The sequence below is a fragment of the Paraburkholderia sp. EB58 genome (genome assembly GCF_050436665.1).
In the GTDB taxonomy this organism is placed as follows: Bacteria; Pseudomonadota; Gammaproteobacteria; order Burkholderiales; family Burkholderiaceae; genus Paraburkholderia.
The window spans coordinates 1-26997 of sequence record NZ_JBNDMQ010000064.1 but is presented as its reverse complement, the minus strand read 5'-3'; the positions used below and the strand labels follow the sequence as shown (position 1 = coordinate 26997).

18 protein-coding genes are annotated in these 26997 nt (G+C 63.0%); 8 read left to right on the top strand and 10 right to left on the bottom strand.

Features of this window, described 5'->3' with window-relative positions:
• Positions 1-185: 185 nt before the first annotated feature.
• From P3T40_RS43150 to P3T40_RS43125, 6 genes are all read right to left on the bottom strand, one after another.
• Complete coding sequence (locus P3T40_RS43150) at positions 186-896, bottom strand: response regulator transcription factor (protein WP_429273781.1); 711 nt, start codon at positions 894-896, stop codon at positions 186-188.
• A 195-nt stretch (positions 897-1091) separates the two neighbouring features.
• Complete coding sequence (gene recD / locus P3T40_RS43145; RefSeq protein ID WP_429273780.1) at positions 1092-3236, bottom strand: exodeoxyribonuclease V subunit alpha; 2145 nt, start codon at positions 3234-3236, stop codon at positions 1092-1094.
• Entirely contained in the window at positions 3233-7111 is a 3879-nt protein-coding gene (gene recB / locus P3T40_RS43140; protein ID WP_429273779.1) for an exodeoxyribonuclease V subunit beta, read from the bottom strand. Before recB ends, recD begins: the two co-directional genes overlap by 4 nt.
• Positions 7108-10752 carry an exodeoxyribonuclease V subunit gamma gene (gene recC / locus P3T40_RS43135; protein WP_429273778.1) on the bottom strand — a complete coding sequence of 1215 codons (3645 nt, stop codon included), beginning with the start codon at positions 10750-10752 and terminating at the stop codon, positions 7108-7110. The genes recB and recC overlap by 4 nt, the downstream gene beginning before the upstream one ends.
• Positions 10749-13376 (bottom strand): AAA family ATPase, encoded by a 2628-nt coding sequence (locus P3T40_RS43130; protein ID WP_429273777.1) that lies wholly within the window; start codon positions 13374-13376, stop codon positions 10749-10751. Before P3T40_RS43130 ends, recC begins: the two co-directional genes overlap by 4 nt.
• Complete coding sequence (locus tag P3T40_RS43125; protein ID WP_429273776.1) at positions 13373-14491, bottom strand: metallophosphoesterase family protein; 1119 nt, start codon at positions 14489-14491, stop codon at positions 13373-13375. Before P3T40_RS43125 ends, P3T40_RS43130 begins: the two co-directional genes overlap by 4 nt.
• A gap of 291 nt (positions 14492-14782) precedes the next feature.
• Between P3T40_RS43125 and alr the strand changes: the two genes are divergently transcribed.
• Positions 14783-15850 (top strand): alanine racemase, encoded by a 1068-nt coding sequence (gene alr, locus P3T40_RS43120; RefSeq protein ID WP_429273775.1) that lies wholly within the window; start codon positions 14783-14785, stop codon positions 15848-15850.
• A gap of 97 nt (positions 15851-15947) precedes the next feature.
• On the opposite strand, the gene P3T40_RS43115 is transcribed toward alr, so the two are convergent.
• On the bottom strand, positions 15948-17435 hold the full coding sequence (locus P3T40_RS43115; protein ID WP_429273774.1) for a HAMP domain-containing sensor histidine kinase: 1488 nt from the start codon (positions 17433-17435) through the stop codon (positions 15948-15950).
• Positions 17432-18181 carry a response regulator transcription factor gene (locus P3T40_RS43110; protein WP_429273773.1) on the bottom strand — a complete coding sequence of 250 codons (750 nt, stop codon included), beginning with the start codon at positions 18179-18181 and terminating at the stop codon, positions 17432-17434. The genes P3T40_RS43115 and P3T40_RS43110 overlap by 4 nt, the downstream gene beginning before the upstream one ends.
• A gap of 212 nt (positions 18182-18393) precedes the next feature.
• Here P3T40_RS43110 and msrB point away from each other — a divergent pair, with 212 nt between their 5' ends.
• The 4 genes from msrB to P3T40_RS43090 all read left to right on the top strand — a co-directional run bounded on the left by msrB (position 18394) and on the right by P3T40_RS43090 (position 22136).
• Entirely contained in the window at positions 18394-18906 is a 513-nt protein-coding gene (gene msrB, locus P3T40_RS43105) for a peptide-methionine (R)-S-oxide reductase MsrB (RefSeq protein ID WP_429273772.1), read from the top strand.
• A gap of 44 nt (positions 18907-18950) precedes the next feature.
• Complete coding sequence (locus P3T40_RS43100) at positions 18951-20873, top strand: cytochrome c biogenesis protein DipZ (protein ID WP_429273771.1); 1923 nt, start codon at positions 18951-18953, stop codon at positions 20871-20873.
• Positions 20874-20929: 56 nt separating this feature from the next.
• The gene (gene msrA / locus P3T40_RS43095) at positions 20930-21670 is read left to right on the top strand and encodes a peptide-methionine (S)-S-oxide reductase MsrA (RefSeq protein WP_429273770.1); all 741 of its coding nucleotides are present in this window, start codon (positions 20930-20932) and stop codon (positions 21668-21670) included.
• 112 nt (positions 21671-21782) lie between these two features.
• Positions 21783-22136, top strand: coding sequence for a gamma-glutamylcyclotransferase family protein (locus tag P3T40_RS43090; RefSeq protein ID WP_429273769.1), 354 nt, complete (start codon positions 21783-21785; stop codon positions 22134-22136).
• Here P3T40_RS43090 and P3T40_RS43085 read toward each other — a convergent pair.
• Positions 22133-23053 (bottom strand): LysR substrate-binding domain-containing protein, encoded by a 921-nt coding sequence (locus tag P3T40_RS43085; protein WP_429273768.1) that lies wholly within the window; start codon positions 23051-23053, stop codon positions 22133-22135. The genes P3T40_RS43090 and P3T40_RS43085 overlap by 4 nt on opposite strands.
• 109 nt (positions 23054-23162) lie before the next feature.
• On the opposite strand from P3T40_RS43085, the gene P3T40_RS43080 reads away from it, so the two are divergent.
• From P3T40_RS43080 to P3T40_RS43070, 3 genes are all read left to right on the top strand, one after another.
• Positions 23163-24449, top strand: coding sequence for an MFS transporter (locus P3T40_RS43080; RefSeq protein WP_429273767.1), 1287 nt, complete (start codon positions 23163-23165; stop codon positions 24447-24449).
• A 142-nt stretch (positions 24450-24591) separates the two neighbouring features.
• Positions 24592-24837 carry a hypothetical protein gene (locus P3T40_RS43075; RefSeq protein WP_429273766.1) on the top strand — a complete coding sequence of 82 codons (246 nt, stop codon included), beginning with the start codon at positions 24592-24594 and terminating at the stop codon, positions 24835-24837.
• Between the two features lie 860 nt (positions 24838-25697).
• Positions 25698-26012, top strand: coding sequence for a transposase (locus P3T40_RS43070; protein WP_429273765.1), 315 nt, complete (start codon positions 25698-25700; stop codon positions 26010-26012).
• Between the two features lie 17 nt (positions 26013-26029).
• On the opposite strand, the gene P3T40_RS43065 is transcribed toward P3T40_RS43070, so the two are convergent.
• A complete protein-coding gene (locus P3T40_RS43065; protein ID WP_429273764.1) occupies positions 26030-26356 on the bottom strand; it encodes an H-NS family nucleoid-associated regulatory protein in 327 nt (108 codons plus the stop codon).
• Positions 26357-26997 lie beyond the last annotated feature (641 nt).

Here is a 26997-nt window from a genome sequence, read left to right as displayed (position 1 = left end):
GGCCACGAAACGGAACCAGTCGCGTCGCTGATCTCGCATTCCGCAGTTCAGCAGCAAACCGTCGGCGAAACGGCGGCTTCTTCAGCGTAGCCTTAGCTTAACTTAAGCGCTACTCCAAGAAAGTCAAATCTTGTTAGATCTGCAGAATGGACCTGCGTGGATCCTTGAGAACCCACGTCCATGCGCTATTCGCGAGTCTCGACCACCTCATCGCCAATCTGTTCGAGCCGGTATCCATAACCGTAGATCGGCGTGAGACGGTAGCCGTTTTCCGGGCGCAGACCGAGCTTCGAACGCAGCATGGAAACATGGGTATCCATGGTGCGCGTCGGAATGTCGACGGTCTGCTTCCAGACCATGTCAACGATATGCGCCCGTGACAATGGGCGGTTCAGATGCTGGAACAGCAAGAGCGCCAGCTCGAATTCCTTCTGCGTGAGACTCACTAATTGCTGTTTCACGCGCACCTGTTTAGCGTTCGCATCGAATTCGAAATCGCCAAACGTTGCTTTGACCGCTGCGGAGTTGATCTGATAAGTACGCCGCAGTAGTGAACCGACACGTGCAAGCAGCACGCTCGCGGCGACCGGCTTGACGACGTAGTCATCCGCGCCTGCGTTCAACATCGACACGATGTCGCTTTCCCCGCCGCGCGACGTCATGAAGATCACCGGTACGCGCTCGGACAGCGTTGAGCGAACCCATCGCAGGACTTCTTCGCCGGAGAGATCCGGCACGAGCCAATCGAGAATCAGGAGATCGAAGGTCTGGCGATGCAACTGCTGAACCAGCGCACGCCCCTCGGAGAACGTATGGCAAACGTGGCCGGCCGCCGACATCGTTTCATGCACGAAAGCGGTTTGAGCGGGATCGTCATCGAGTACCGCGATTCTCATACTCGCCTCTTGTAGTGGCAGGGCATCGTACGGGGAGTGGAACTCTCTACTGACCGCCCTGGGTCATGTGTTGCGCGAGCTTGGCGGCAGCGGCCAAGGCGGCCGACTTGCCAGGCTACGCAACAGCGAAGCGAAATTATTGTAGCCTGTTGAACCGAAGACGGTTGGCCAGCGCACACCCTGATTGAAATCGCTTCACCCCGCCTCCGCCCCGAACCCCGCCATCAGCCCGCTCGCCCTTTGCACCTTCGCACACACCGCCAGATCGAGCACGGGCTTGCCTTCCGGAATCGCCAACGTCAGAAACGCGCGCGCCCGGGTGATCCCGGTGTACACCAGCTCGCGCGTCAAAATCGGGCTGAACGTATCGGGCAGCACCAGCGCCGCATGCATGAACTCCGAGCCCTGCGACTTGTGCACGGTCAACGCGAGCACCGTTTCCACTGCCTGCAAACGGCTTGGCAAGACCCACTTGATGCCGCCCGCACCGTCGCCCGCAGGAAACGCCACCCTTAGCACCGAGCTCTCCTGCGTCGCGCCCGGAAGCTCGAGCGTGATGCCGATGTCGCCGTTCATCAGCCCCAGTTCATAGTCGTTGCGGGCCACGAGCACGGGGCGGCCCGGATACCATTCGCCGCGTGCAGCAATCAAGCCGTCTTCCTGCAATAGCCGCGCGACGCGCTTGTTGAGCCCTTCGACACCCCACGGGCCGCGGCGCAGCGCGCACAGAAGCTGGAACTCGCCATGCGCTTTCAGCACCCGCCCCGCCCATGCGTCAAAGGCTGCGGGTTCGGCGTGAGAAGCAGGCTGCCCACTGCGCATAATCTCAAGGTAATGCCGGTAGCCGTGGCGCGGGCGGCCCGGTTCGCCGTTGGCGCCGAACAGTTGCGGCGACGCCGCCGCCCCACCGTATCCGTCGATCACCAATGCTCTGAACGCCGCATCGTCGTGCGCGGAACAGACCAGCAGGGCGAGATCCGCATGCCCGTGCGTCCAGACCTTTGCGACGCCCGCCGCGTCGCCTGCATTGACGAGTGCAGCGAGCTGGCCGATGCCGCTCTCCGCCGAAAACCGATGGCTTTGCCTTAGCATCGCAATCGACTGATCGAGCGCCGTGCCTGTTTCGTCGAGCATGGCCGCGTCGATGCGCTCGCCGGTCGCCGCCAGCAGCCAGTCGCGCGTGGCAGGCGTGTAATGCCCCTCGCCCGCGCGCTGACACAGTTCACCCAGCACGGCCCCGGCTTCGACCGACGCCAACTGATCCTTGTCGCCGAGCAGAATCAGCCGCGCGGATGCGGGTAGCGCATCGAGCACGGCCGCCATCATTTCCAGATCGACCATCGACGCCTCATCGATCACCAGTACGTCTACCGGCAACGGATTGCCCGCATCGTGACGGAATCGTCGGCTGTCCGGACGCGTGCCCAACACCCGATGCAGTGTGGCCACGACGGTTGGAATCGCCTCGCGCACCACAACGCCGTTCGGCAGAGCATCGATCGGCAGTTGCGCCACCGCCCCAGCGATCGACTCGTTCAGGCGCGCGGCGGCCTTGCCGGTCGGCGCCGCGAGACGGATCCGCAAGGGCCGTGCGGGCCGCAGCGGATTCGCTGCCGTGCCACCGAGTGCCAACGTCTGTAGCAAAGCCAGCAGCCTCACAACCGTCGTCGTCTTGCCGGTGCCCGGACCACCCGTAATGATGCTGAACGCACTGCGCGCGGCGAGCGCACAGGCGAGCTTTTGCCAATCGGCACCGGTCGCATTCGCAGCGCGCGGAGGAAACAAAGCGTCGAGTGCGGTGCGCGCGGAATCGGCCTGCAGCGAGACTTCCATCTGCGCGGACGCAGCAAGCCGCCGCTCGATGCCGGCACGCACGTCCTGCTCGTATTGCCAATAACGACGCAAATACAGCCGCGTGCCGACTAGCACAAGCGGCGTGTTGCCCGTCTGCGTACCCACCAGCGCAGGCTGATCTAGCGCCGCCAGCCAGCGCGCGAGATTGACGCCGGTCAGCACCTCGGCGGGCGACTGCGGCGGTTCCGCCGTCACTAACGCCTGCGGTCCATCGGGTGGCAATGAAAGCGCGAAGGTGGGATCGTCGAGCGTCGCCTGCAGGTCGAGGCACACATGGCCGCGCCCCAACTGATGGCTCGCAAGCGCAGCGGCAAGCACCAGTAGCGGCGGCGCGTGCGGTTCCTCGGTCCAAAGGAAACGCGCAAAGCCGGCATCGAGCGAACGCAACCAGCCGCGCTCGACCCACTGGTCGAGCACGCCGAGCATGCGCGGAGTGTCGCCCTTGGCGTCGATGACGGCGAGGGTGTCGGTGGAGCGGGTCGTCATTCAGCTTCCTTCAACGCATACTCGGCGGCATCTTCGCCGTCTGAGCGACGCGCAAACAGCGCATCCAGTTCTTCGATCAAGTCACGCGGCGGCCGCTCGATATGCAAGCCCTGGCCGGGCGCGCGGCCGCCGCGCAGAAACAGGTAGACCGCGCCGCCCACATGACGGTCGTAGTCGTAATCGGGCAGACGCACTTTCAACAGCCGGTGCAGCGCGAACAGATACAGCACGTACTGCAGTTCGTAACGTGAATGCAGGATCTGCGCACGCATCTTTGCCGGCGTGTACGCCGCATCGTCAGGACCGAGCCAGTTCGACTTGTAATCCGCCACGTAATAGCGGCCATCGTGCTCGAACACCAGATCGATAAAGCCCTTGAGCGTGCCGTTCAGGCGGGCAGGTTCGAGCGCGGGCCGCGGCGCGCCATCGAGCGTCAGGTCGCACACGAGTTGATCGAGCACCTGTGTATCGACCGTATGCGCGGCGAGCCAGAACTCCATTTCCGCCATGTATGAAGTCAGGTCTGCCAGCACGACGGGCGGCACCGCCTCTCCTTCCACTGAAGGTAGCGCGAGCGGCGTGCGCAGCAAATACAGCAGCCAGTCCGTCAGCGGTTCGATCCAGCGTGCCCAGCCACGCAGGTTGCAGCGGCGTGCGACCGTATCGCGCACCAGTTGCTCATTGGCAGCGAGTTTCGCAAAGCCTTCGTTGGCCGCCCATTCCATCAGGTCGTGCAGGAAACTGCCGGCGTCCGCGCCGCGCTGAAAGCCGTGCAAGGTCTGATCCGCTTGCAAGGCGAGCGCCGCCGAAGCTGAGCCAACCGCCTGCGCCAACGCGGGTGCCAGTTCCGTGGCTTCTGAATCATCTAGCGCCTCGGCCTCCAGCAATTCGTGAAACACGTCCTCGCTGCGGGTCTCCGGGGCAACGCGCGACTCGTCTGTTTGCACGTCGACCACCGGCGCGGTGACAGAGTGGGCCATCGTGCCGCCGATCACACCATTGTCCTTGCGCAGGCTCGAATAGCTGGCGATCCACCAATGCTCACGCACGCGCCGCAGCAGCCGGCGAGCTTCCCCGCGAACCTGTTGCGCACCAAGCGGCACGAACGGCTCATGGCTCGCGGGCGGCGCCTCAGCGACGCTGATTTCCGCGCACACGCCCTTTAGCCGCTCCAGCAAATGGCCAAGCTCTGCGGCGGCAATCGGCCTGCCACCGTTGAGCAGATAACCGAACGCACTCAGCTCGACGCTCTGGATCGGCGCAATCCCCACCCACGTCGCGTATTGCGCCCGCGTCAGTGCCACATACAGTTTGCGCAGGTCTTCGCCGAGCCGCTCGCGATCTGCTCGCGGCAGCACGTCCGCGTCGCCCAGCGTGATATGCAGTTGGCCTTCCTCGTCATGCCATTTGAGCGGCATGTCGTCGGCCTTGGCCGGGCGGTAGGTGCATGCAAACGGCAGAAACACCAACGGATACTCCAGCCCCTTCGACTTGTGGACCGTGACGACCTGCACGAGCCCCGCGTCGCTTTCGAGCCTGAGTTGCCGTGCATCGCCGCCCGCACCAGCGCCCTCGTCCTGACGCTGTTCGTCGAGGTAGCGAATCAGCGCATGCTCGCCGTCGAGTTGTGAACTCGCCTGCTGGAGCAACTCGGCCAGATGCAACAGATTGGTCAGCACGCGCTCGCCGTTCACCGCCGCGCCGGCGGTCTGGCCAAGCAAACGCTGCGGCACGTGGAAGTCGTTGAGCAGACGGCGCAGCATCGGCAGCACGCCCTTCTTGCGCCAGCAGTCGCGGTAGCCGCGGAACTGCAGCACGCACGCTTCCCACTTGAGTTCGTCGCGGTTGAATGTATCGAGCGCGGCCCAGTCGAGTCCGAGCGCCACCGTCGCGAGCGCCGTGCGCACCAGACGTCCGTCATCCGGGTCCGCGCATGCCGCCAGCCAATGCCGCAATTCCGCCGCCTGCTCGGTCTGGAACACCGAATCCCGATCGGACAGATAGACGCTGCGCACGCCGCGTTCGGCGAGCGCCGTGCGGATTGCACGCGCTTCCGTGCCGTTGTTGACCAGCACTGCCATATCGGCGGGCTGCAGCCGCCTCGTGCCGTGCACGCCGCTAAAGCCTGCGTCGCCTTCCTGGCCCAGGTTGAGGAGCCGCACCATCTCAGTCGCACAACTGGCGGCCATGCTGCGCAGGTATGCTTCCTTGCTGAGCGGCTTGCCGTCCTCCGGCGGCGGCAGCCACCATGCGCTCAGCGCGGGCACGTCATCACCGTTGACTTGCAGTCGGTCTTTGCGGCCATGCGCCTCGGCCGCAATGAACGGCAGTGGGTTATCGCCACCCTCGGTACTGCGAAACAGGAAGGCGCCCTCGCCATCGCGCCGCTCTTCGGCCGCGTCGAAGCAGCGATTGACCGCCGCAACCATATCGAGCGTCGAACGGAAGTTCTTCTTCAGCGTAAACAACCGCCCGGCACAGGCACGCCGCGCTTCCAGATACGTATAGATATCCGCGCCCCGGAAGGCGTAGATCGCCTGCTTAGGATCGCCGATCAAAATGATCGCGGTGCCCGGGTCGTTGTCCGCGATGCGATAAACGGCATCGAAGATCCGGTACTGCACCGGGTCGGTGTCCTGAAACTCGTCGATCAACGCAACCGGGTATTGCTGACGGATGATCTCGGCCAGATGCGCACCGTTCGGCTTATGCAACGCATCGTTCAGGCGCGTGAGCAGATCGTCGAAACCCATCTGCGAGCGAAGCGCCTCTTCCTCCGCGAAACGCTGCGCGACCCAACGCGTTGAGTGACACAGCAGCGCGTGGTATGCCGTGGGATGTGCGTCGAGTGAATCGCACAGCGTCTCCATCGCAACGAACGCAGGGTGCGCGGGCCGCTCGCCTATGAGCCAGATTTCGGCGAGACCCGCCGGTGTAAAGCGCGTCCACACCGCTGCGGAGGCGTCGAAATCGGGCCGCAGCATCTCGGGGTCATTGGCCCAATCGCGCAGCTTGTCGATCCACTTCTTGCAGTTCGGCGCGTTCAGGCTGGTGGCCTTGAACTGCTTCTTCGCGCGCGCATCGTCGAATAACGCCTGAATCTCATCGGCCCATGCGGGCCAGTTTGCCTTCAGCCGGTCGAGATGCTCGCGCTGCTTTTCGCGTGCGTCCTGTAGCGCTTCGAGCGGAGGCGGCGCGTCCGGCAACAGATCGGCGTGGCCAAGCAGACCGCGAATTTCCGCCTGCAAAGCAGTTGGGCTCGCGAACCATTGCCGGACCTCGGCTGCAGACTGCGCGTCGAGCGGCGCGAGGAAGGTACGCCAGTAATCGCGTACGACTTCCGCGCGCAACTCGCTCTGGTCGGTTTCGAGCGTCTGCGAAAACAGGCTGTCGCTATCGAACGCATGCTCGCTCAGCATGCGGTTGCACCAGCCGTGGATCGTCGAGACCGCGGCCTCGTCCATCCATTCCGCAGCGAGTTGCAGGCGACGGGCGCAGGCGGCCCACTGCTCTTCCGGATAGGCGTCGCGCAGATCGTGCAACAGGTCTTCGCCCTCGGCACGTGGCTCGACTTCGCCCGGATCGAAACGGAAATACTCAGCCGCTTCGATCAGGCGGGCGCGGATGCGCTCACGCAGCTCCTTGGTGGCGGCATCCGTGAACGTGACGACGAGGATTTCCGGCGGCGTCAGCGGTCGCGCCTCGCTGTCCGGCCCGCGATGGCCGAGCACGAGCCGCACGTACAGCATTGCGATCGTGAAGGTCTTGCCAGTACCCGCGCTGGCTTCGATGAGGCTGCTGCCCAGTAGCGGAAAATCAAGCGGACGCAGCACCTCGGCAGATCCGGCGAGCGGCGGTGTCAGGGTGGCGTTCATTGAGCGTCTCCCGTTTGAGTCGTCGTGCTCTTCGATTTCGATGATGAGGCTGGAATCGCGCGGTGCAAAGGCAACAGCAGCGCGACGGCAAGCCGTTCGAATTCGCCCGTTGCGGCAAGTGCGCTGAAATCCGGATACGCACGATACAAGTAGGCGTTGGTCTCGCGCTCGCCCTGCTGGCGCCCCGCGCCTTCGTAAGTGACGCGAGCCGCGTCGCGAGCTTCAACGAGCGCCGCTGCGATTTCTGCGCTTTCGCCTGCTTCGCCGGCAAAGTCCCTGGCGTGCATGAAGTCGAGCGCGCCAGGCCGTTTCCTGAGCCAGGCAAACGCAGTTTTGACGGCCAACGGCAACGGCCGGCGAGTGCCTTCGTCCCATGCACGCAGCAAGGTCAGCAGATGGGCGCGCGCATCCCCCGTCGCGAGCGGCGCGAATTCGACGCTCCCCACCTTGCTGACGATCACCGTCGTAACCGCGCCGGCAGCCAACTGTGCAGCGAGATGCGCGACCCAGTAGGCAATGAGGCGGTCACCACGATACTTGCGGTCCTTGATCAGCGTGCCGGGGTCGAGAAAGACCCGGCCGCGGCTTTCGTCGGGACCGGTACGCAACTCGCCGATCCAGTCTTCGATGCTCAGCGCCCCCGTACCTGCTCCACCCTCGACGCGCAGTTCGAATTGCTCGTCGAGGCGCTCCGGCCAGCGCTGCAACTCAGCGCGGAAACGCTCGAACAGATCGGCCATCGGCTCCATCAAGTCGTCGGCGATGACCTCGCCGAACCCACCTGCCGCCAGATCGCCGCTACGATGCATGCGCTCGAGGCGGTCGAGCGCGGCCGGCAGCAGATCCTCGTCGCCGCGCTCGAGCGCGGCAGCCTGGGCGCGAATCAGTTCGTTTTGCAATTGCCACGCTTCGAGCTGGTCCACTTCGAACGGCTCGTGATTCTCGCTCGAGGCGTCCTCGGTTTCGAAGGCAACCCGCAGGCGTTGGCGGAAGAAGCTCTTGACCGGATCCTTCAGAAAGTCCGCCAGTTCACGCACCGACAGAGGCTCGTCACGCTCGATTGGTTGCAGCGGGGCGTCGTTACTACTTTCCAACATGTCGACGCTCGCGCCAGACAGCGCCGAAGACGCCGGCTGGTTCCATTCACGCGCGTAGGTGAACAGCTTCGACGCACCCAAGCGCGCCGGAAAATAATCGGCGCTAAACGGTTGCAGCCGGTGATCGACCGTCAATGCATCCAGCAACGCATCCGGCTCAACGTCCGTCGCGCCTTCGAGACGCCAGCCTCCCTTCAGATGGTCGCGCAACTGACCAACCAGCACAGACGGCGGCCGCGGCGTGTTGTCGTTGACGCTCCGCCCCACCCACGACACATGTAGGTGCTCGCGCGCCGACAGCAGCGCCTCCAGGAACAGATAGCGGTCGTCCTCGCGACGCGAGCGGTCGCCAGGACGGTAGTCGCGCCGCATCAGATCGAAATCGAGCGGCATGCGGTTGCGCGGATAGTCGCCGTCGTTCATGCCGAGCAGGCAGACGATGCGAAACGGAATCGCGCGCATCGGCATCAGCGTCGCAAACGTGACCGCGCCCGCGAAAAACCGCTGGGTCAGGCCGCCGCCTTCGAACTGCGAAAGCCAGTAGTCGCCGACAATCGAAAGCGGCAACTCTCCCGTGAGCGCCGCCTCGTCGCAGGCATCGCGCCAGGCTTCGAGCGCAGCGTCGAGCCGTTCCAGCGTGTAGGCGTCTTCGCTGTCGTCAGCCGCGAAGAAGGTGCTCTTGAGCGAGCGCAGACGCTCGCACCATGCTTCGACCGTGGCCGGTTTGCGTAAGGTCTGCCAGGTCTCGTCGAGGGCATCCACGAGACGCGTCAGCGGGCCGAGCAAGGCCGCATCGAGGCCGCCGATTTCCGCGTAGGGTTCGATGTCGTTCCAGGCACCGGCCTTGTCGCCGGCCGCATAGCCGAGCAGCATGCGGCGCAGGCCAAAGGCCCAGCTATTGGGTGCGCTTTCGCCGCCAGCTTGCGGCAAGCCGAGACTCGCGCGCTGTTCGGCGTGCAGTCCCCAGCGAATGTTGGCGCCACTGATCCAGCTACGCAGTTTCGGAAGATCGTCCGTGCTGATGCCAAAACGCGCGCGCAAGGCGGGCACTTCGAGCAGGTCGAGCACGTCGCTCACGGTCAGGCGCGATTGCGGCAGGGCGAGCAAAGTTTCGAGTGCGCCGATCAGCGGATCGAAATCGCGTTGGCCGCGATCCGCGACGCTGAACGGAATATGGCGCGGATCGTCAACATCGAGCAGACCGAACACGGCCTGGATATGCGGCGTATAGACCTCGATATCCGGCACCATCACGATCACATCGCGCGGACGCAGCGTTGGATCGGCGGCAAACGCAGCCAGTAACTGATCGTGCAGAATCTCGACTTCACGCTGCGGGCTATGCGCGACATGAAAGCGGATCGAGTGGTCCGCGCTCGCATCCACCTCGGGCCAAAGCTCGCGCGTTTCACGTAGCGGCCGCAGATCGCGGATGTCGTCCTGGAGTTGCTGCAGCATCGTCAACGCGTCGTCGCTTTCGAACAGATCGATACGTTGCCCAATGCCGGTGAACTGCGCCGTGTAGCGTTCCCGCGCTTCGGCGCTGTCGTACTCGTCGAGCAGGCCGATAAAGTCGCGTCCCTGCTTGCCCCACGCCGCCAGCAACGGCTGCGCGTGCAGGTGCAACTGGGCCTCGTCGATGGTGGCTGGCGCGCCGTGACGGCGCTGCTGGCGCGAACGTTGCGCACGTAACAGATCCTGATCGGCGACGATGTCGGCCCAGTAGTGCGCGCAGGGGTTATGCACGCACATCAGCACCTGGGTCCAGCGCGAGAGCGCGGCAAGCACTTCCACCGCCTGGCGCGGCAAGCTCGAAATGCCGAAGATGATGACCCGGCGCGGCAAACCTGGCGGCCTTTCGTGTTCAGGCAACACCGCGGCGCGGCGCATGAACTCGTCATGCACAGCGGCGCGCCCGGCCGTCGACATGTCCACACCTTCCGGAGCGTGCGCCTCGACATCTTTCAGCAAGGCACGCCACAGCGCTGCCTGCCAGCGGTATTCGTCGGGCAGCGGCGTGCGCTTGTTGCGTGCATCGATTTGCACGTCCTCACCCGCGGCCCACGCCGCGAGCCAATCCGCACGGTACACCTGATACTGGTCGAAGAGGTCCGCCACGCGCTGCGCAAGCTGGAAGCGTTTGCGCTGATCGCCGTCGTGGGCCATGAAGCGCTTGAGCGGCGCGTAGCCCGGCAACTCGAGCAACTCCGGCAGCAAACGCGTCAGGCGCCACACGAGGCGCGTTTTGTCGAATGGCGAAATAGCCGGCACCGCGCTATCGCCGAGCACCGCGCGATACACCTGCCACAAAAAGCTCGCCGGCAGCGACATGTCGAGCGCAGCGGAAATGCCGCAACCGCCGTCTTCCGGATCCGCGGCGAGCGCGAGCTTAAGCCATTGGGCAATACCGTTGCTCTGGACGAGGATGACCTCTTTTTCCAGCGGCCCCAGCGGATGTTGGCTAATCCATTGGACCATCAGGTCGCGCAAGCGCTCCGGCTGATTGCCGTGAACGAGCATCAGTCCTGCGGGAATCGAACTCATGCGGCCGCCCTCAGATCGTCAATGGCGCGCTGCTTGACGCCCAGGTCGTCCCAGAGTTCCGGATGACAGGTAAACAGCAGGATCTGGTGGCGAGTCGCCGCATCGAGTAAGGCACGCTTGAGGGCATCACGGCGCGTGGCGTCCGTATGGACCGCGGCATCGTCGAGCATCAGCAAGGTCGGACGGCCCGAGGCCTTCAGCAGATCGGCGTAGGCGAGGCGCGTGAGAATCCCCATCTGTTCGCGCGTGCCGAAACTGAGGGCATCGAGCGTATCGATACGGCCTTCGCGCTGCAATGCCACCGGGCTCAGGTCGTCGCCGAGTTCGAGCGCCGACTGCGGGAAAATCCGCTTCAGGTAATGGCCCAAGCGTTCAGTTAGCGGCGCGCGCAGTTGTGCGACCGCTGCGTCGCGCTCTTCGACCAGCACCTTGTCGAGCAGGCTCAGCGCGCCAGCTCGCAAGCTCAGCTCGTTCTTGCGCCGTTCCATCTGTTCGAGCGAGGCGCGCACGGCGGCGAGCCGCTCGCCGAGTCCCGAGGCGCCCATCGTTTCGAGCTGGCTGCGCAACTCGGCGATTCGCACTTGCCTCTCGTGCTGCTCGGCGCGCGCAAGATCCGCCGATACGCGGTAACGCTTCGCCTCTTCAGCCGGGTCGTCGCTGCGCGCGGCGCCGAGTTGCTGACTGCGCTCGTCGCGCTGCTTCGTCAACGTGGCCATGTGGGCGCGCTGTTCGACGATTTTTGACTGCCACTGCGCGCGTCGTTCGCGGAACGCCGCATCCTGCAACTGGGCCTCTTTGCGCTGTACCTGCTCTGCGAGCGACCCGCTCGTCGCCAGCGCATTTGAGCGACGCTCGCCGGTTTGGGCCAGCATTCGTGTCGCAGATTCGAGTGCCTGCTTTGCTTCGTCGGCGGCTCGGCGCGCGTCGTCAACGGCCGGTGCTGCTGAAACATCCGGCAACGCGGCGAGACGCTGGTCAGCCGTTTGCCGACGCGCCAGCGCGCTCGCTAACTCCGTTCGCAATAGCTCAATGCCCTTGGGCGCATGCACCGCGAGAATTTTTTTCTGGCTCTGCAGTTGCGCGACCTGCTCCTTCCATTGCTCATGGCGCGCCTGGGCATCGCCGAGCGATGCCGCCCCCAGTGCTCGCAGGAGTTCTGCCTGTTGCGCCTCAGCATCGGATAGTTCGGTACGTAGCGCCGCGAGGTCGGAGACGCCGGGCACGATGCGCAGTTCACCCAGACCCGGCAGCTCGATGGTCTGCTCATCGTCGAGCCGCAATACGCCTTCACCGGTGAGCGTTTCGCCGCCCACGACAATAGCGCCGCCGCTCAGCCGGTAGTCGATGCGCGTCATCGCAGCTTCCTTGCGCGCTCTCAAGACGCTCGTACGTGACTCGAGCAGTTGCAACCGCTGCAGTTGGACAACGTCGATTTCGAGCGAGGCTGCGCTGCGCGTGGCGTCGAGCACAGCGGCCTGTGCCGCCTCTGCAGCGGCGATCGATGTTTCGAGCCGCGCGATTTCGTCGCGATACAGTGTGATCTGATTATTCAGTTCCTGCGCCATCACGGCGGCATTCGCGAGTTCGAGCGCGCGGTTCGCGGCGTCGTTGATCTGCTGGCAGCGCGCTAAGCCCGCGTTTGCCTGAGCGTGTTCAGCCTCGGCGGTAAGCAGCGCCGCCTTTGCGAGTTCGAGCTGCTGCCGCTCGTTCGCGAGCGCCGCTTCCTGGTCCGATGCGTTTTGTTCCTGCTGCAACGAGAGCGTCAGTTCCGCCTCGTGAAGTTGCAGCGTTTGCGCCAGCCCCTGCACACTGCGCTCGAGTTCGGCAACCGCCGCAGCGCGCGCTTGCGCCTGCAGCGCCTTTTGCTCGTGCGCTTCCCATGGCCGTTTGCGTTGCGCGTCCTCGAACGCTTCCTGCTGCGTGGCAAGACGCGTGAGGTTCTCGTCGAACTGGCGGCGCTGCGCTTCGAGGGTATCGCGCTCGACGGCGAGCGCAGCCAGTGCCTGCTCAGCTTCGGCAAGCGGCCCCGTCGAGCGTTGCGTGCGTGCGGTAAGCAGTTGCCGCAGCTCACGTTGCACCGCGCCGATCAATACGTCTTCGCCGGCCGAGCCGGTGCTGCCCGAAAGCTGCGTCAGCGCGTCACGCAAATACAGCGCTGCGTGGCCGCTCGCGTCACGCACGTCCTGAGTCTCACCTTGCTGCACCCACAGCAGCCCCGGCACGCCAGCCTGGTCGGCCTTCATCGCGCCGCGCATGGCGCGCGAAAAACCAAGCAACGTAGCAAGCCGATCCTCAGCCTCGTCCTCGCCGAAGACCTGCTGACCGATCCGCAGATCGCAGCGTTGCCGAGTCACGAACTGCTTGGCCAGCGTGCAGGCCACACCTTCGAGATTAAAAGTCACTTCCACAGAAGGCTGCCCGCTCGCCTTGCCCCACGGCAACAGGTCTTTCAGATGGGACGCCTTGTAGCGTTCCAGAAACACCGCGCGTACTGCTTCCGCAATCGTGCTCTTGCCGGCCTCGTTCGGGCCGGTGAAGAGGTTCAGCCCCGGCTGCAAGTCGCCGATAAACAAACGTCCGTTGAATTGCTTGAATTCCTGAATCGCAATACTTTCTAGCTTCATGCAGCCCTCGCTTCACGCTGAAACTGGGCGAGCAAAAGCAGCGCTTGCGCTGCGAGCGTCGCCTGCTGCGGGTCCTCCTGCAGATCGCGCAGACGCGCGACCACCGTGCCGAGGTAGCCGCTTTGCGCCCCGAGAGCGGCAAGATCGTCCGCGGTAGGCTGCACCTGCAGCTCGGTCATCTCGACACGCAACGCACGCACCCGCGCACGGGTTTCGTCGACTGCGAGACGCACGGCCTCGGCGGAGGCGAGATCGGTCGTGCCGCGAATGTCGAGCTTGAGCACGTCACCCGCGTCGAGGGCTTGCAAACGCACCTTTAACGCATCGACGTCGCTCGGCACCACGATCTCTTCTTCCCAGCGCAGCCACCGATACTTGCTCACCGGCACAGCCTGCACTGAAGGAATCGCGCCCGGCTCCTGCAGCGTGATGTCGAGCATGAAACCCGGATCGTTGGCGCGGAAGCGGTCCTGCTCGTGCGTACCCGCGTACCACGTGCGCTCATTCACCTGGAAGTGACCATGCCAGTCGCCCAGCGCGAGATAGTCGAGGCGCGCGGTAGCGGCCCGTGTCGGTGCGATTGGATTGCTCGAATCGATCCCCTCCTGCAGGATGCCGCTCACGCTGCCGTGTGCGAGTCCGACGCGAAAATACTCCAGTGGGCTCTCTGCCTGATCGAAAAAAGCAGTGGTGTCGTCGTAGGTAATGCGCTGCGTGAGCGGTGCGCACAGGAACGCGCATTTGAGTTCGTCGAGCAAAACCACGCCGGGCGTCAGCACGACTCGCACGTTAGCCGGTATGCAGTTCAGGCGCTGTGCACGCGTCCAGACACTTTCGACCAAGGCGGCGTCGTGGTTGCCGGGCAGCATGATCCACGGGCCGGTAAAGCCCGCGAGCGCGCCGAACAGGCGGCGGATGACCGTGTCGGAGACGGTCTGCTGATCGAATACGTCGCCGGCCACCAGCACTGCATCGACGCGGCGCGTGGCGGCCTCACTGGCAATCAGGCGCACCGTTTCGAAACGCGCTTCGGCGAGATGCGCAGCTTCCTCGGCGTCGAACTGGCCGAATTGCGTGCCGATCTGCCAGTCTGCGGTGTGCAGGAATCTGATCATGGGGTCCCCATTCTACGAATGCTATGAATGACGAGAGGCGCCGCCTACGTCATGGATCATGGATGTTACCGTGCGGCCGGGACAGAACGTGTCCTCGTGCAGTACACGGGTGAATTTAACGGGTCCTTGCGCGACCCATAAACGGTCCTCGCGACAGCAGTGTCTTTATACTGAAATTCGACAAAAATACAGTAACAAAACCTGAAATCGTCGCTTTATCCTAGTGTTCGAAACTGGTTTGAGCACGAAAGCCAACGCTAATTCCCTACCCTTCTTCCGACGAGGACATCGATGCCCCGCCCGATTGTTGCCCGCATTCACCCGGATGCCGTCCGACACAATCTTGAACTGGTCCAGCACAGGACGCCTGACTCGCGCGTGTGGGCCGTCGTTAAAGCCAACGCCTACGGGCATGGGATCGAGCGCATCTATCCGGCCCTCGCCAATGCCGACGGCATTGCGCTGCTCGATCTCGACGAGGCGGTGCGCGTGCGCGAACTGGGGTGGAAAAAGCCGGTTCTGCTGCTCGAAGGAATCTTCACGCCAGCCGACGTCGCGATTGCCGACGAATTCGGCCTGACCGTCGCGGTGCATTGCACGGAACAGCTCGACCTGCTGGGCGCGTCGAAGGTGAAACGGCCCATCCACATCAATCTGAAGATGAACTCCGGCATGAACCGGCTCGGTTTCCGGCCGGATGTGTTTCGCGCCGCGTGGGAACGGGCGCGGTTAATCGCGTCAGTCGGAGAGATCACGTTGATGAGCCACTTTGCGAGCGCCGACGACGGCGACGTCGACTGGCAGGTGGATCGGTTCGACGCCGCCACCAGCGATATTCCCGGCGAGCGCAGTCTCGCCAACTCTGCGGCGGTGCTGTGGCATCCGCGCACCCATCGGAACTGGGTCAGGCCGGGTATCGTTCTATACGGCGGTTCGCCGTCGGGCTTGTCGCGGCATGTCGCCGATATCCCGCTACGCGCGTCGATGAGCCTGACGAGCCAGATCATCGGCACCCAGACCCTGTCACTGCAGGAGACGGTCGGCTATGGCCGAAACTTTGCAGCCAACGAACCAATGCGGATCGGCGTGGTGGCATGCGGTTATGCGGACGGCTACCCGCGGCATGCGCCGACCGGCACGCCCATCGCCGTGGACGGCACGCTGACGCGCGTGGTGGGCCGCGTGTCGATGGACATGCTGACCGTCGATCTCACACGCTGCCCCAAGGCGCAGGTCGGTTCGCAGGTGGAGCTGTGGGGCGATCAGGTCAAGATCGACGATGTGGCGCACGCGTCGGGGACGATAGGTTACGAGTTGATGTGCGCCCTTGCTCGAAGGGTACCGGTCGAAGTGCATTGAAAGCGCACTTGTTTGGCGGGTTGCCAGACGGCAAACCCGCTAGCCACGTTTTCAGCGCATCGGGAACGTGATCGCGGACTTCGATCAATCGTGCTCGCTAGGCAGCAGCATGGACCGTGGTGCTCGTCGTCGGCAGTTCGAAGGAGAACGTCGTCCCCGCTCCCGCATGCTCAACCAGACGAATCCGGCTGTGATGCAACTGCAGCATCCGTTGCACAATCAGCAACCCGAAGCCGCCGCCGCGATGCGCTCCGCCGGAACTGAACGGCCGCTCGAATAGCCCGTCACGCAGATCCGCCGGAATGCCCGGACCGGTGTCGCTGACCGTTACCTGCACCTTGCCGTCGCGGTAAGCGAGATCGACGTCGATCGCGCCTTCCGCGGGCGTGTGGCGAATCGCGTTGTCGAGCAGATTGGTCAGCACACGCTCGATCATCCCGAGATCGGCGCACACCGTCGGCAAACGTAGCGGAATCCCCGCGCGAAGCTGGATGTGGCGCGCCTCGGCCGGCAATTCGAATTTCTGGAACACGTCCTGCACCAGATCCACCAGCGAGAAATCCTCCAGTGCCGGTTGCACGTTGCCGTGCTCGAGTCTTGCCAGCTCGAATAGCGCTTGCGCCAGCCGTCCCACCTTGACGCTTTGCGCCAGCGCGATCCCCAGATAGCGTTTGCGCTCCACTTCACTAAGCGTGTCCGCCTTCAACGACAGCGTTTCGAGGTAGCCATGCAACGAAGTCAGCGGCGTGCGCAGGTCGTGCGAGATATTGGCGATCAGTTCGCGCCGCTGCTGATCCTGCCGCCGCAGTGCCCGCCACTGGTCGCCGATACGATTGGCCATCTGCGCGAAAGTGGCCTCGAGCACGGCAATCTCGTCGCGCTGCCCCGCTGAAGAGGAGCGCGGCACGTGGGGCTGCGTATCCGGCTCGCCGTCGGCGTCGAAACGGCGCATTGCGACGGTCAGGCGGCGCAGCGGCCGCGTGATCAGGCCGAATGCCATCAAGCCGGCAACCAGCCCCAGCAATGCCACCAGCGCCATCGACCACAGCGTGGTGCGCAATACGGAACTGGCGGCCACGCGCGCCGCCAGCGCGTCGTGGGCCTCGCCGAGCAGCACCACATAGATGTAGCCCGACGGCGCCTGGCCGGGCATTTGCAACGGCGCCGCGCTGAACACCTTGCGCCCGTCCATGCTGCGCGGATCGTCGCCGAGAATCGGCAGCGTGCCACCGGCGATAAACTGGCGAATCGGCGCGAGGTCCACCTGCTCGCGCTTCACCCTTCCAACTGGCGCGTCGTCGCCCTTGATGCGCCCCTCGTTGTCGAGCAGATAGACCTCGACGCTCGGATTAACCGCCATCAACTGGCCGAACAATTGCCGCACGGCGTCGGGTCGCAGGCCATTCGCGTCCATCAACGGTGTGCTGCGGGCAATGTGCCCCGCGAGGTCGCGCGACAAGCCCTGCACGACTTCCATTTCATGCAGATCGCTGGAGCGGATCTGCAGCCACGCCGAGGCGCCGCAGCAGGCGAGCAGCAGCAGCGAAAATACGATCAGCAGTCGCTGGGTCAGCGTCAGGTTCACGGCGCATCCTTGCGCGCAGTGTCCTGCGGTGTGTGACCGTCAGAGGGCACCGCCAGCTTGTAGCCGTGTCCCCAGACGGTCAGGATGCGCGTGGGCTGCGCCGGATCGGCTTCGATCTTCGCGCGCAGCCGGTTGATGTGCGTATTGACGGTGTGTTCGTAGCCCTCGTGCTGATACCCCCAAACGGCGTTGAGCAGATCCATACGCGAATACACCTTGCCGGGGTGCTGCGCGAAGAAATACAGCAGATCGAATTCGCGTGGCGTCAGCTCGATGCGGCGCCCCTCGACGGCCGCCTCGCGCGTGAGCGGGTCGATGGTCAGCCCGACGATCTGCAGGGTGCCGGCGTCGATGCGCGAGTCTTTCGCCATCGCATCGACGCGCCGCAGCAGTGCTTTCACTCGCGCAACCAGTTCGAGCACCGAGAACGGCTTGGCGAGGTAGTCGTCAGCCCCCAGTTCCAGGCCAAGAATCCGGTGCACTTCGCTCGAACGCGCGCTGGTGATGATGATCGGCGTGTAACGCGTCATCGCGCGGGCGCGGCGGCAGATCTCCAGACCGTCGACACCCGGCAGCATCAGATCGAGGATCAAGGCGTCCCAGTTGCCTTGCTCCAGCAGGCGCAGGCCCTCGTTGCCGTCGGCACTGTGCACGACTTCATAACGTTCGTCCCGCAAGTGCAGGCTGAGAACGTTCGCAATGTCGACATCGTCTTCGACGATCAGTACGCGTTTCGGATGATCCATGGGGGCTTTGGACGCCAGTCAGATCCTGGTTAGCGTGAAAAGGGCGGCTCGCGGGCACTCGCGCCGGAAACGGAAAGCCGCCGTTTCGCCATTGTGCAAAATTTCCGGGCCGCGAGTTATCACATTTAATTTAACTTTTCGTGAGGACTTCGACACCGCCCGCGGCCTAGGATGTGGCCACTATCCGCAAATTGGCACCCTAGGAGCGCATCATGCAAAGTCGAAGAAGCTTTCTGTTCGCAGGCGGCGCGGCCGTGGCGGCGCTGGCCGCCGTCAGCCGCTGGCCCAAGCTGGCCGTGGCGCAAGCGAATGCAGGCAAGCCGGCTGCCAGTTTCGAATTCACCCGCACCGACGCGCAATGGCATCAGCTGCTGACCCCGGCACAGTACACGGTTCTGCGCGAGGAAGGCACGGAGCGCCCCTACACGAGTCCGCTGAACGACGAACATCGCAGTGGGATCTTCTCTTGCGCTGGATGCCAGCTCAATCTGTTTTCGTCGCGTACGAAGTTCGATAGCCACACCGGTTGGCCGAGCTTCTGGGCGCCGCTTGACCACGCGGTGGCGACCCGCGACGACAGTTCGTTCGGCATGTCGCGCACGGAGGTGCATTGCCGGCGCTGCGGCGGCCATCTCGGCCACGTTTTCGAGGACGGCCCGAAGCCGACCGGCCTGCGCTATTGCATGAACGGTCTGGCGATGAACTTTACGCCCGCTGCCACCTGACCCCAGCCGATCCGACATAAGCTTATCTACACCCAGGAACAGCCATGCTACTCATCGTTCTTGCCTACCTCGGCGGCGCCCTGACGATCCTCAGCCCGTGCATTCTGCCGGTGCTGCCGTTCGTCTTTGCGCGCGCCGATCAGCCTTTCGTACGCAGCGGTCTGCCGCTGCTCGCAGGCATGGCGCTGACGTTCGCTTTGGTGGCGACGCTCGCTGCCGTCGGCGGCGGCTGGGTCACTCAGGCCAACCAGTACGGCCGCTGGCTCGCCATCGCGCTGCTTGCCGTATTCGGCCTGACTCTCCTGTTTCCGCGCTTTGCCGACCATCTGATGCGTCCGCTGGTGAGCGCCGGGAATCGTCTGTCGAACTTTGCTCAGGCCGACGGTCAGCAGGTTCGCGCGGGGTCGTCGTTCCTGCTGGGCATCGCCACGGGTCTGCTGTGGGCGCCCTGCGCCGGCCCGATTCTCGGTCTGGTGCTCACGGGTGCCGCGCTGCGCGGCGCGAGTGTCGGCACGACGCTGCTGCTGGCCGCCTATGCGGCCGGCGCGGCAACCTCGCTCGCAGTGGCGCTGCTGATCGGCGGCCGGGTGTTCACGGCAATGAAACGCTCGCTCGGCGCGGGAGAATGGATTCGCCGTGGGATCGGCGCAGCAATGCTGGCTGGCGTGGTCGCGATTTCGTTCGGTTTAGACACGGGTGTCCTGGCGCGCGTCTCCACGGTGGCAACGGGTGGCATCGAGCAGAAGCTGGTTGACCGGTTGTCGCCTGGCGCGACGCCTGCTGGCAGCGGTTCGTCATCCAGCACCGTTGGTGGTAATGCGGCGGCCACGGCAGACGCAAGCGGCGCGATGATGGCAGCCGCTAATCCCACCGCCGCCTCGAACGTCGTCATGTCCGCGTCCGATACGAGCGCTGGCGGCGCAATGATGGCCGCGGCGTCCAGCGGCATGATGCGTGCGTCTCAAGGCACCGCGGATAACCAGCCACCGTTGCCCGTCGAAGGGGAGTTACCGTCGCTGAACGGCGCAGTCCAGTGGCTCAACTCGCCGCCGCTGACCGCGCAGAGCCTGCGCGGCAAGGTGGTGCTGATCGACTTCTGGACCTACTCGTGCATCAACTGCCTGCGTTCGCTGCCCTACGTAAAAGCGTGGGCTGACAAATACAAGGATCAGGGACTCGTCGTGATCGGCGTGCACGCGCCGGAATTCGCGTTCGAACGCAATATCGACAACGTCAAGAAGGCCACGCATGACCTCGGCATCGACTATCCGGTGGCAATCGATAACAACTACGCCATCTGGCGCTCGCTGAACAACCAGTACTGGCCAGCGCATTACTTCGTCGATGCACAAGGACGAATCCGCTACCACCATTTCGGTGAAGGTGACTATGCGCAATCGGAGAAGGTTATCCAGCAACTGCTGACCGAAGCGGGCCACGCGAATGCGGCGAATATGCCGACGGGATTGACCAGCGCCAGCGTCCAAGGCGTGGAAGCGGCGGCCGACAATAACGACATGCAGTCTCCGGAAACCTATATCGGCTACGCGCGCGCCGAGAACTTCGCCTCGCCCGGCGGTGAGACCGAAGACAAGCCGCACACCTATGCCGTTCCGGTCCAGCCCGCGCTCAACGACTGGGGCCTGACAGGCAAATGGAAAGTCGGCGCCGAACACGCCACGCTGACGACGGCGTCCGGCGGCATCGTCTACCGCTTCCATGCACGCGACCTGCATCTGGTGCTGGGCCCGAATCAGGACGGCAAGCCTGTGCGGTTCCGCGTCAGCATCGACGGCGCCGCGCCCGGCGCCTCGCACGGCAGCGACGTCGCCGCCGACGGCACGGGCACAGTGACCGGCGTACGGCTCTATCAACTGGTGCGGCAATCCGGTGACGTCAAGGATCACACCTTCTCGATCGAGTTTCTGGACCCGGGCGTCGAAGCCTATTCATTCACGTTCGGCTGAAGCCGGGCGCAACTTCGATACGTTTGAACTACCCATCACTTAAGGGACTGACAATCGTGAACACAATCTCTACCAAGGTGTCTTCTTTGCGCAAGCGTTCGGGCCTCGCCAAACTGGCAGGCGCCCTGGTGCTCGCAATTGGCGTAATCGCGGTGCAGCGCGTTGCCAACTCAGCCGAAGCGGCCACCCAGATTCCCGTGCCTGCCCAGGACGAAAAAGTCGCCGCGACGCATAGCGAAACCGCCGTATTCGCCGGCGGCTGTTTTTGGGGCGTGCAGGGCGTGTTCGAACATGTGCGCGGGGTGAAGCAGGTCGCAGCCGGTTATTCCGGCGGCGCGGCCAACACTGCGCAATATGACACCGTAGAAGAAGGCGACACCGGTCACGCTGAATCCGTGCAGATCACTTACGACCCGACGCAGATCACCTATGGAAGGCTGCTGCAGATTTTCTTCTCGGTGGCGCATAACCCGACCGAGTTGAATTACCAGGGTCCGGATCACGGCACACAGTACCGTTCAGCAGTGTTCCCGGTCAATGCGGAACAGCGCAGCGTCGCGCAGGCGTATATCGCGCAACTCGATAAAGCGCATGTGTTCTCCCAGCCGGTTGTCACTCACGTGGAGGAGTTCAAGGGCTTTTATCCGGCCGAAAACTATCACCAGAATTATCTCGTGCTTCATCCGGACGCTCCGTACATCGCGATTAACGACTTGCCGAAGGTGTCGGATCTGAAGCGCATGTTTCCTGATCTCTATCGCAACGATCCGGTTTTGCTGAAGGTCGCAGGGTCGTAAAGGGACGCGCCGGCGTGGTCGTCGTTGTACAAAATCACGCTGGCGCGCTACGCTTTCTCCCCTTAGATATTGCGCCAGGCTGCAGATGGCCGGCGTGCAACCCGAGGACTCCATGACGACATCGGCTCAAGCACCCGTACTCCTTTTTTCATACGGAACGTTGCAGGACAAAGCCGTGCAACTCGCCAACTTTGGCCGCGAATTGAACGGACGTCCCGACTCGATGTTGGGATATGAGCAAACATGGGTGGAAATCGTCGATCCACAGGTGCTTGCGACCAGTGGCAAGACACATCATCCGATCATCAAACCCGGCAGCAACCCGAGTCAGGAAATTGCCGGAATGGTCTTTGAAATCACGCCTGAAGAACTGGAAGCGGCGGACAGGTATGAAGTTTCCGACTATAAGCGCGTCAGTGTGACGCTCAAATCCGGCGCGCAAGCCTGGGTGTACGTGAGCGCTTAGCCGTCACTTTCAGTAGGCGTGCCCGCGCCAATCTCGCGAGCAAGCGTAGCGATCAGCGCTTCCTGCGGCGTCAACGAACCGGCGCGCAGCACCAGCCACATCGCGGAGCGCGCGGCTTTTTCGCGCAGCGGCCGGTACGCTACGCCATTTACGTTGATGCTTTGGAGCGACGCCGGCACGATCGCGACGCCGAGTCCGGCTGCCACCAGGCCCACAATCGTCGGCGACTCGCGCGCTTCCTGAGCCACCTGCGGTGCAAAACCCGCTTGCTGACAAAGCGCGATGATCTGGTCGTACACGCCTGTCCCACTCTCGCGTGGATACATCACGAATCCTTCGTCCTTCAACGCCGCCACTGAAAGTGCCCCACCCTGCAAGGCCAGCGGATGCTGCGCAGGCAGCACCGCCACGAGCGCATCTTCGAAGAGGCGCGTGGCCCGCAGCGCCGGCGGTAACTCGGGCCGCGTAGCGCCGCGCACGAACGCCACTTCCATCTGGCGCTCCAGCATCGCCGTCAACTGCTGCTGGGTGGTCAATTCCTCCAGCCGTAAGTACACCCCCGGCGAGCGGCGCCGATACTCGTAGATCAACTGCGGAATGACCGCGCTAAACGCGGCCGAACCGGTGAAGCCGACCCGAAGCTCGCCGAGCTCACCGCGCTGGGCCCGCCGCGCCACCTCCTCGGTCCGCTCGGCCTGCGCCGACAGCGCACGGGCCTCAGGCAACAGCGCCTTGCCGGCGGCCGTCAATTCCACCCGCCGGTTGCTGCGCTCGAAGAGCCGCGCTCCCAGTTCCTCCTCCAGCACCCGGATCTGCTGGCTGAGCGGCGGCTGCGCGATGTTCAGGCGTTGCGCGGCCCGCCCGAAATGCAGTTCCTCGGACAACACAATGAAGTAACGAATGCGGCGCAGATCCATGATATCGATTATGTATCAATTACGGCCAAATCGATATTGGACTTCGACATGACCCGATCTCATCATTGAGTCCAGTCAGACATAAAACTGGTAATGGAGTTATCGAATCATGGGGAAACGCGACGCCAACTTATTGGACGCCGTCATCATCGCCGCGGACGAGGCGCCTCGCGCGCCGGCAGGAAAAATCGAGCACGGGACAACGGCATTCTGGCAAACCAATTTCGCCCTCTTCGCCGCGGGCTTCGCGACCTTTGCGCTGCTCTACTGCGTGCAGCCGCTGATGCCGCTTTTCTCTGCGGATTTCGGCGTCAGTGCTGCGGGCGCGAGCTTGGCGCTGTCGCTGACCACGGGCCTGCTCGCGGTCTCGATGCTCGTGGCGGGCGGGTTGTCCGAGGCCTGGGGGCGCAAGCCGATCATGGTCGCATCGCTGCTGCTCTCGGCGGTCCTCACTGTCATTTGCGCCGCCGTGCCCCACTGGTCGACCCTGCTTGTCATGCGCGCACTGATGGGCGTGGCGCTCAGCGGCCTGCCGGCGGTTGCGATGGCCTATGTCGGCGAAGAGATGCATCCGCGCTCGCTCAGCCAGGCGATGGGCCTATATGTCGGCGGGACTGGCCTCGGTGGCATGGCGGGCCGTCTGTTGACGGGCGTGATCACCGACGTTTGGGGGTGGCGCTCCGCGGTTTTCGTCATCGGCATGCTCGGCATAGTGAGTGCTGCCGTCCTGTGGCGCTTTCTGCCGCCGTCGCGTCACTTCGTGCGGCGCGAGTTGCGCCTCGCTCCGCTCACGCGCGCATTCGGCACCCACCTGCGCGATGGCGTGCTGGCGCTGCTGTTCGTCGAGGGTTTCCTGCTGATGGGCAGCTTCGTCACTGTGTACAACTACGTCGGCTACCGCCTGATCGCCGCGCCGTTCTCGCTCAGCCAGACCACGATCGGCCTTATTTTCGTGGTGTATCTGTTCGGTATCGTCAGCTCGGCCCTCGCGGGCAGTCTTTCGGGCAAGCTCGGCCGCCGGGTCGTGCTGCCTGCCACGTTCATCTTGATGCTGGCCGGAACAGCCATGACGCTGTCGAACCAGCTCTGGCTGATCGTCTTCGGGGTCGCTGTATTGACGATGGGTTTCTTCGGCACCCATTCGGTCGCGAGCGCCTGGGTCGGCGCACGCGCGCAGGTCAGCAAAGCCCAGGCATCGTCGCTTTATCTGTTTGCCTACTACATGGGATCGAGCATCGTCGGTTCGCTCGGCGGTGTGTTCTGGAATCTGCGCGGCTGGCACGGTGTGGTTGCCATGGCGTGCGCGCTACTGCTGATTGGACTCGTCATCGCGCTGTGGTTGTACCTGATGCCTGCGCAATCCGCGCAAACGGCAGAGGCGCACAACCCGGGATAATGCGCGGCTCGTCGCTACGTGAAAGCAAATGGAAAGACATGCCCGGCTCGCTGATGAAAATAAATCGCCGTGATAGCATTTCTGCAGTGCTCGCTGCGTGGTGCGTCGAGCGATCTACATGTAGTTGTGTCGGGAGAGTTTTGTGGCAGTCGAACACCGTGGTTTTCGAGTAAATGTTGATGTGACGCCAGATGCACTTGGCGTTCAGTGGGTGTGCCGCGCCGTGATCGAGCGGATTGACGGGGATAGCGCGAAAGGCGCACCGGCAGGCCCCGAGTTGACTATTCCCCGCGTCAAAATCGACCCTCTGATGGCGATTAGTTCGCTCGAGCATCGGTCGATCACCGTGATCGACGACTTCTACGAACAAGGGCATGCGGTGGCGTGATCGCGCTGCCTGACGTTCAGGAAGCCCGTCTGGCGGCCGGAGCATCACAACAGATGCTGTCCGGTGCCAGATCCAGGAGTTTCGCCGACGCCCCTTAACAAGGCACAAGCGCAGGAAGGATTGAAAGCGCGTTTGCGCTTAATAGATTTTTCGCCCCTTAAAATGGCGCCGCTGCCATCGCGTACTTGAGACGCGTGCGTATCCGACGCATTCCTCGACGCATTCCCGTGTACCCGCTATTGCCTCATTCATTGCCGAATAACGTCTTTACCGGCGCATCGGCAAAGACAACGCACGCGATCTCATGCGTCCAAGACGCCTGCAAATGGTCCGTCAAGAGGGCTGATCGGCCCCTCAGGCCAGTCGATGCCTCCCAATGAGCGCGAACACTTCATTGTTATTTTTAATTTGCTTGTAAAAACGCTCCTTCAACTCTTATCCAGAAGACAGAATCGGAATTATTTTTCTATTCGGAGTCTTAAAGGCAAACGTTTTCGCAAAATAAACCGGTAAAAATGGCTCTTACTCGAATAGAAAAGAAATATTAGAATCACTTCTTATGCTTCATGCATCGAGCTGCTGAGCCTTAGACGCTGGGGTTCTTGTGCGCTGCCGCCATGACGCGCAACGATCACCCAGTTCGTCCGACGAAAAGCGGGTATCGGTGTTTTTTAAAGTTACCAAGAACCTGAGAGAGTCGAAAAATTGCGTTCCTTTTTAGTGCGCAATTACCGAAATCACCATCCCGGTGCACATGCAAAGTGAACCCGTGGAGGACCGACCGTCGGCGTTTGTCCGACGTCATCGCGTCATGATTCGGTGACAGATATAGAAGATCCCCGAAGACAGAGGATTACAACGTGCTAGCTATTCCACTTTCCGACGAAGACTGGTCGCGGGTCTCACGGTTGCTCGTTGAACCCGCCTCCTCGCGAACGGGCCGGCCGAGATCCGACCCACGCCAGTTGCTCAACGGGATTCTATGGGTGGTGGTCAACAGGGAAAAATGGCATCACCTGCCGTCGACATTCCCCGCGCAGCAGACTTGCTACGCCAGATGGCTCAAATGGAAGCGTGAGGGCGTCATGCAGGCAATCTTCAGCGAGCTTGCATTGGAATGCGCCACAACGCCGCCTGCGGTAACGAGTGCAGGGACAGTAGTGGATTGCTGCTAAGCGGTAGTCCGCTGTCCCTATCGCTCGCTAGAGCGTGCAAGTGGGCTTCCTGCAAACGGGTCTTTTTCCCAATCGACGGCTCGCTTGCCTTGAGCCTTCTCGGCCGTCTTGGGCGACAGCGCGAAATGTTCGATGGATTGCCCGGCACTAATTGCCTGTCTCAGCCACTGCGGCATCTCCCCTTCGCCGGACCAGGTTTCGCCCGTTACCGCACGATAGCGCGCGTTTGTCTTTTCCGATTCATCGCTTGCCAGTGCTGAGGCAAGCATGTCTGGGGTAATGCCAAACTCTTCCATGCGGTGGCGGAGGTAAGCAATCATGCTGTCTCGCTTCCTTTCGTCCATAGAGTAACCCGTCCTTAATATGAATCTTGCAGCTTTCCGTCGAGCATTGATTGCTCGATATACGGCGAATGCGTTGGATGAATGCCGTCGCAGTTGCCGGCGGCGACAGGTCGATACATCTGCGGAAATGCTCGTTGGTCAGATCAGGTTCGGCCGCCCCAGAGCTTGCAGAACGACCTGTCCCCAATGAAAGTTCCTATCATGCTCACCGCGCCGACAGGCAACTAGCCAAGCGCTCCGCAGTGCGGAAGATAGCGCTGAACCAGTGTTACGGTTGCAATTGAAAAGATAATGCCGAAAAGTGCAGCGATTCCGACCGGCTGGTCTTATCGGCACGGTCCGGTGCCGGTGCCTCGCGCAAGCCAGTGTTTTCGCGTTATACGTACATGATAGCGCAATGTCCGACCATCGTAGGATACGTGTCGTATCGGGGCGGAATGCGGTCAGTGTGAGCGATGCGTTTTGGCTCTGATGAAGGTGGCGCGGTGGGTGACGACGCGTAGCCGCCTGTGCGTTTTCCGGACGCGTAAACGCAGAAACCCCACCTTTGCGGGGTGGGGTTTCTGTTTGCTGCTGGGGAGCCTGACGATTACCTACTTTCACACGGGTAATCCGCACTATCATCGGCGTGGAGTCGTTTC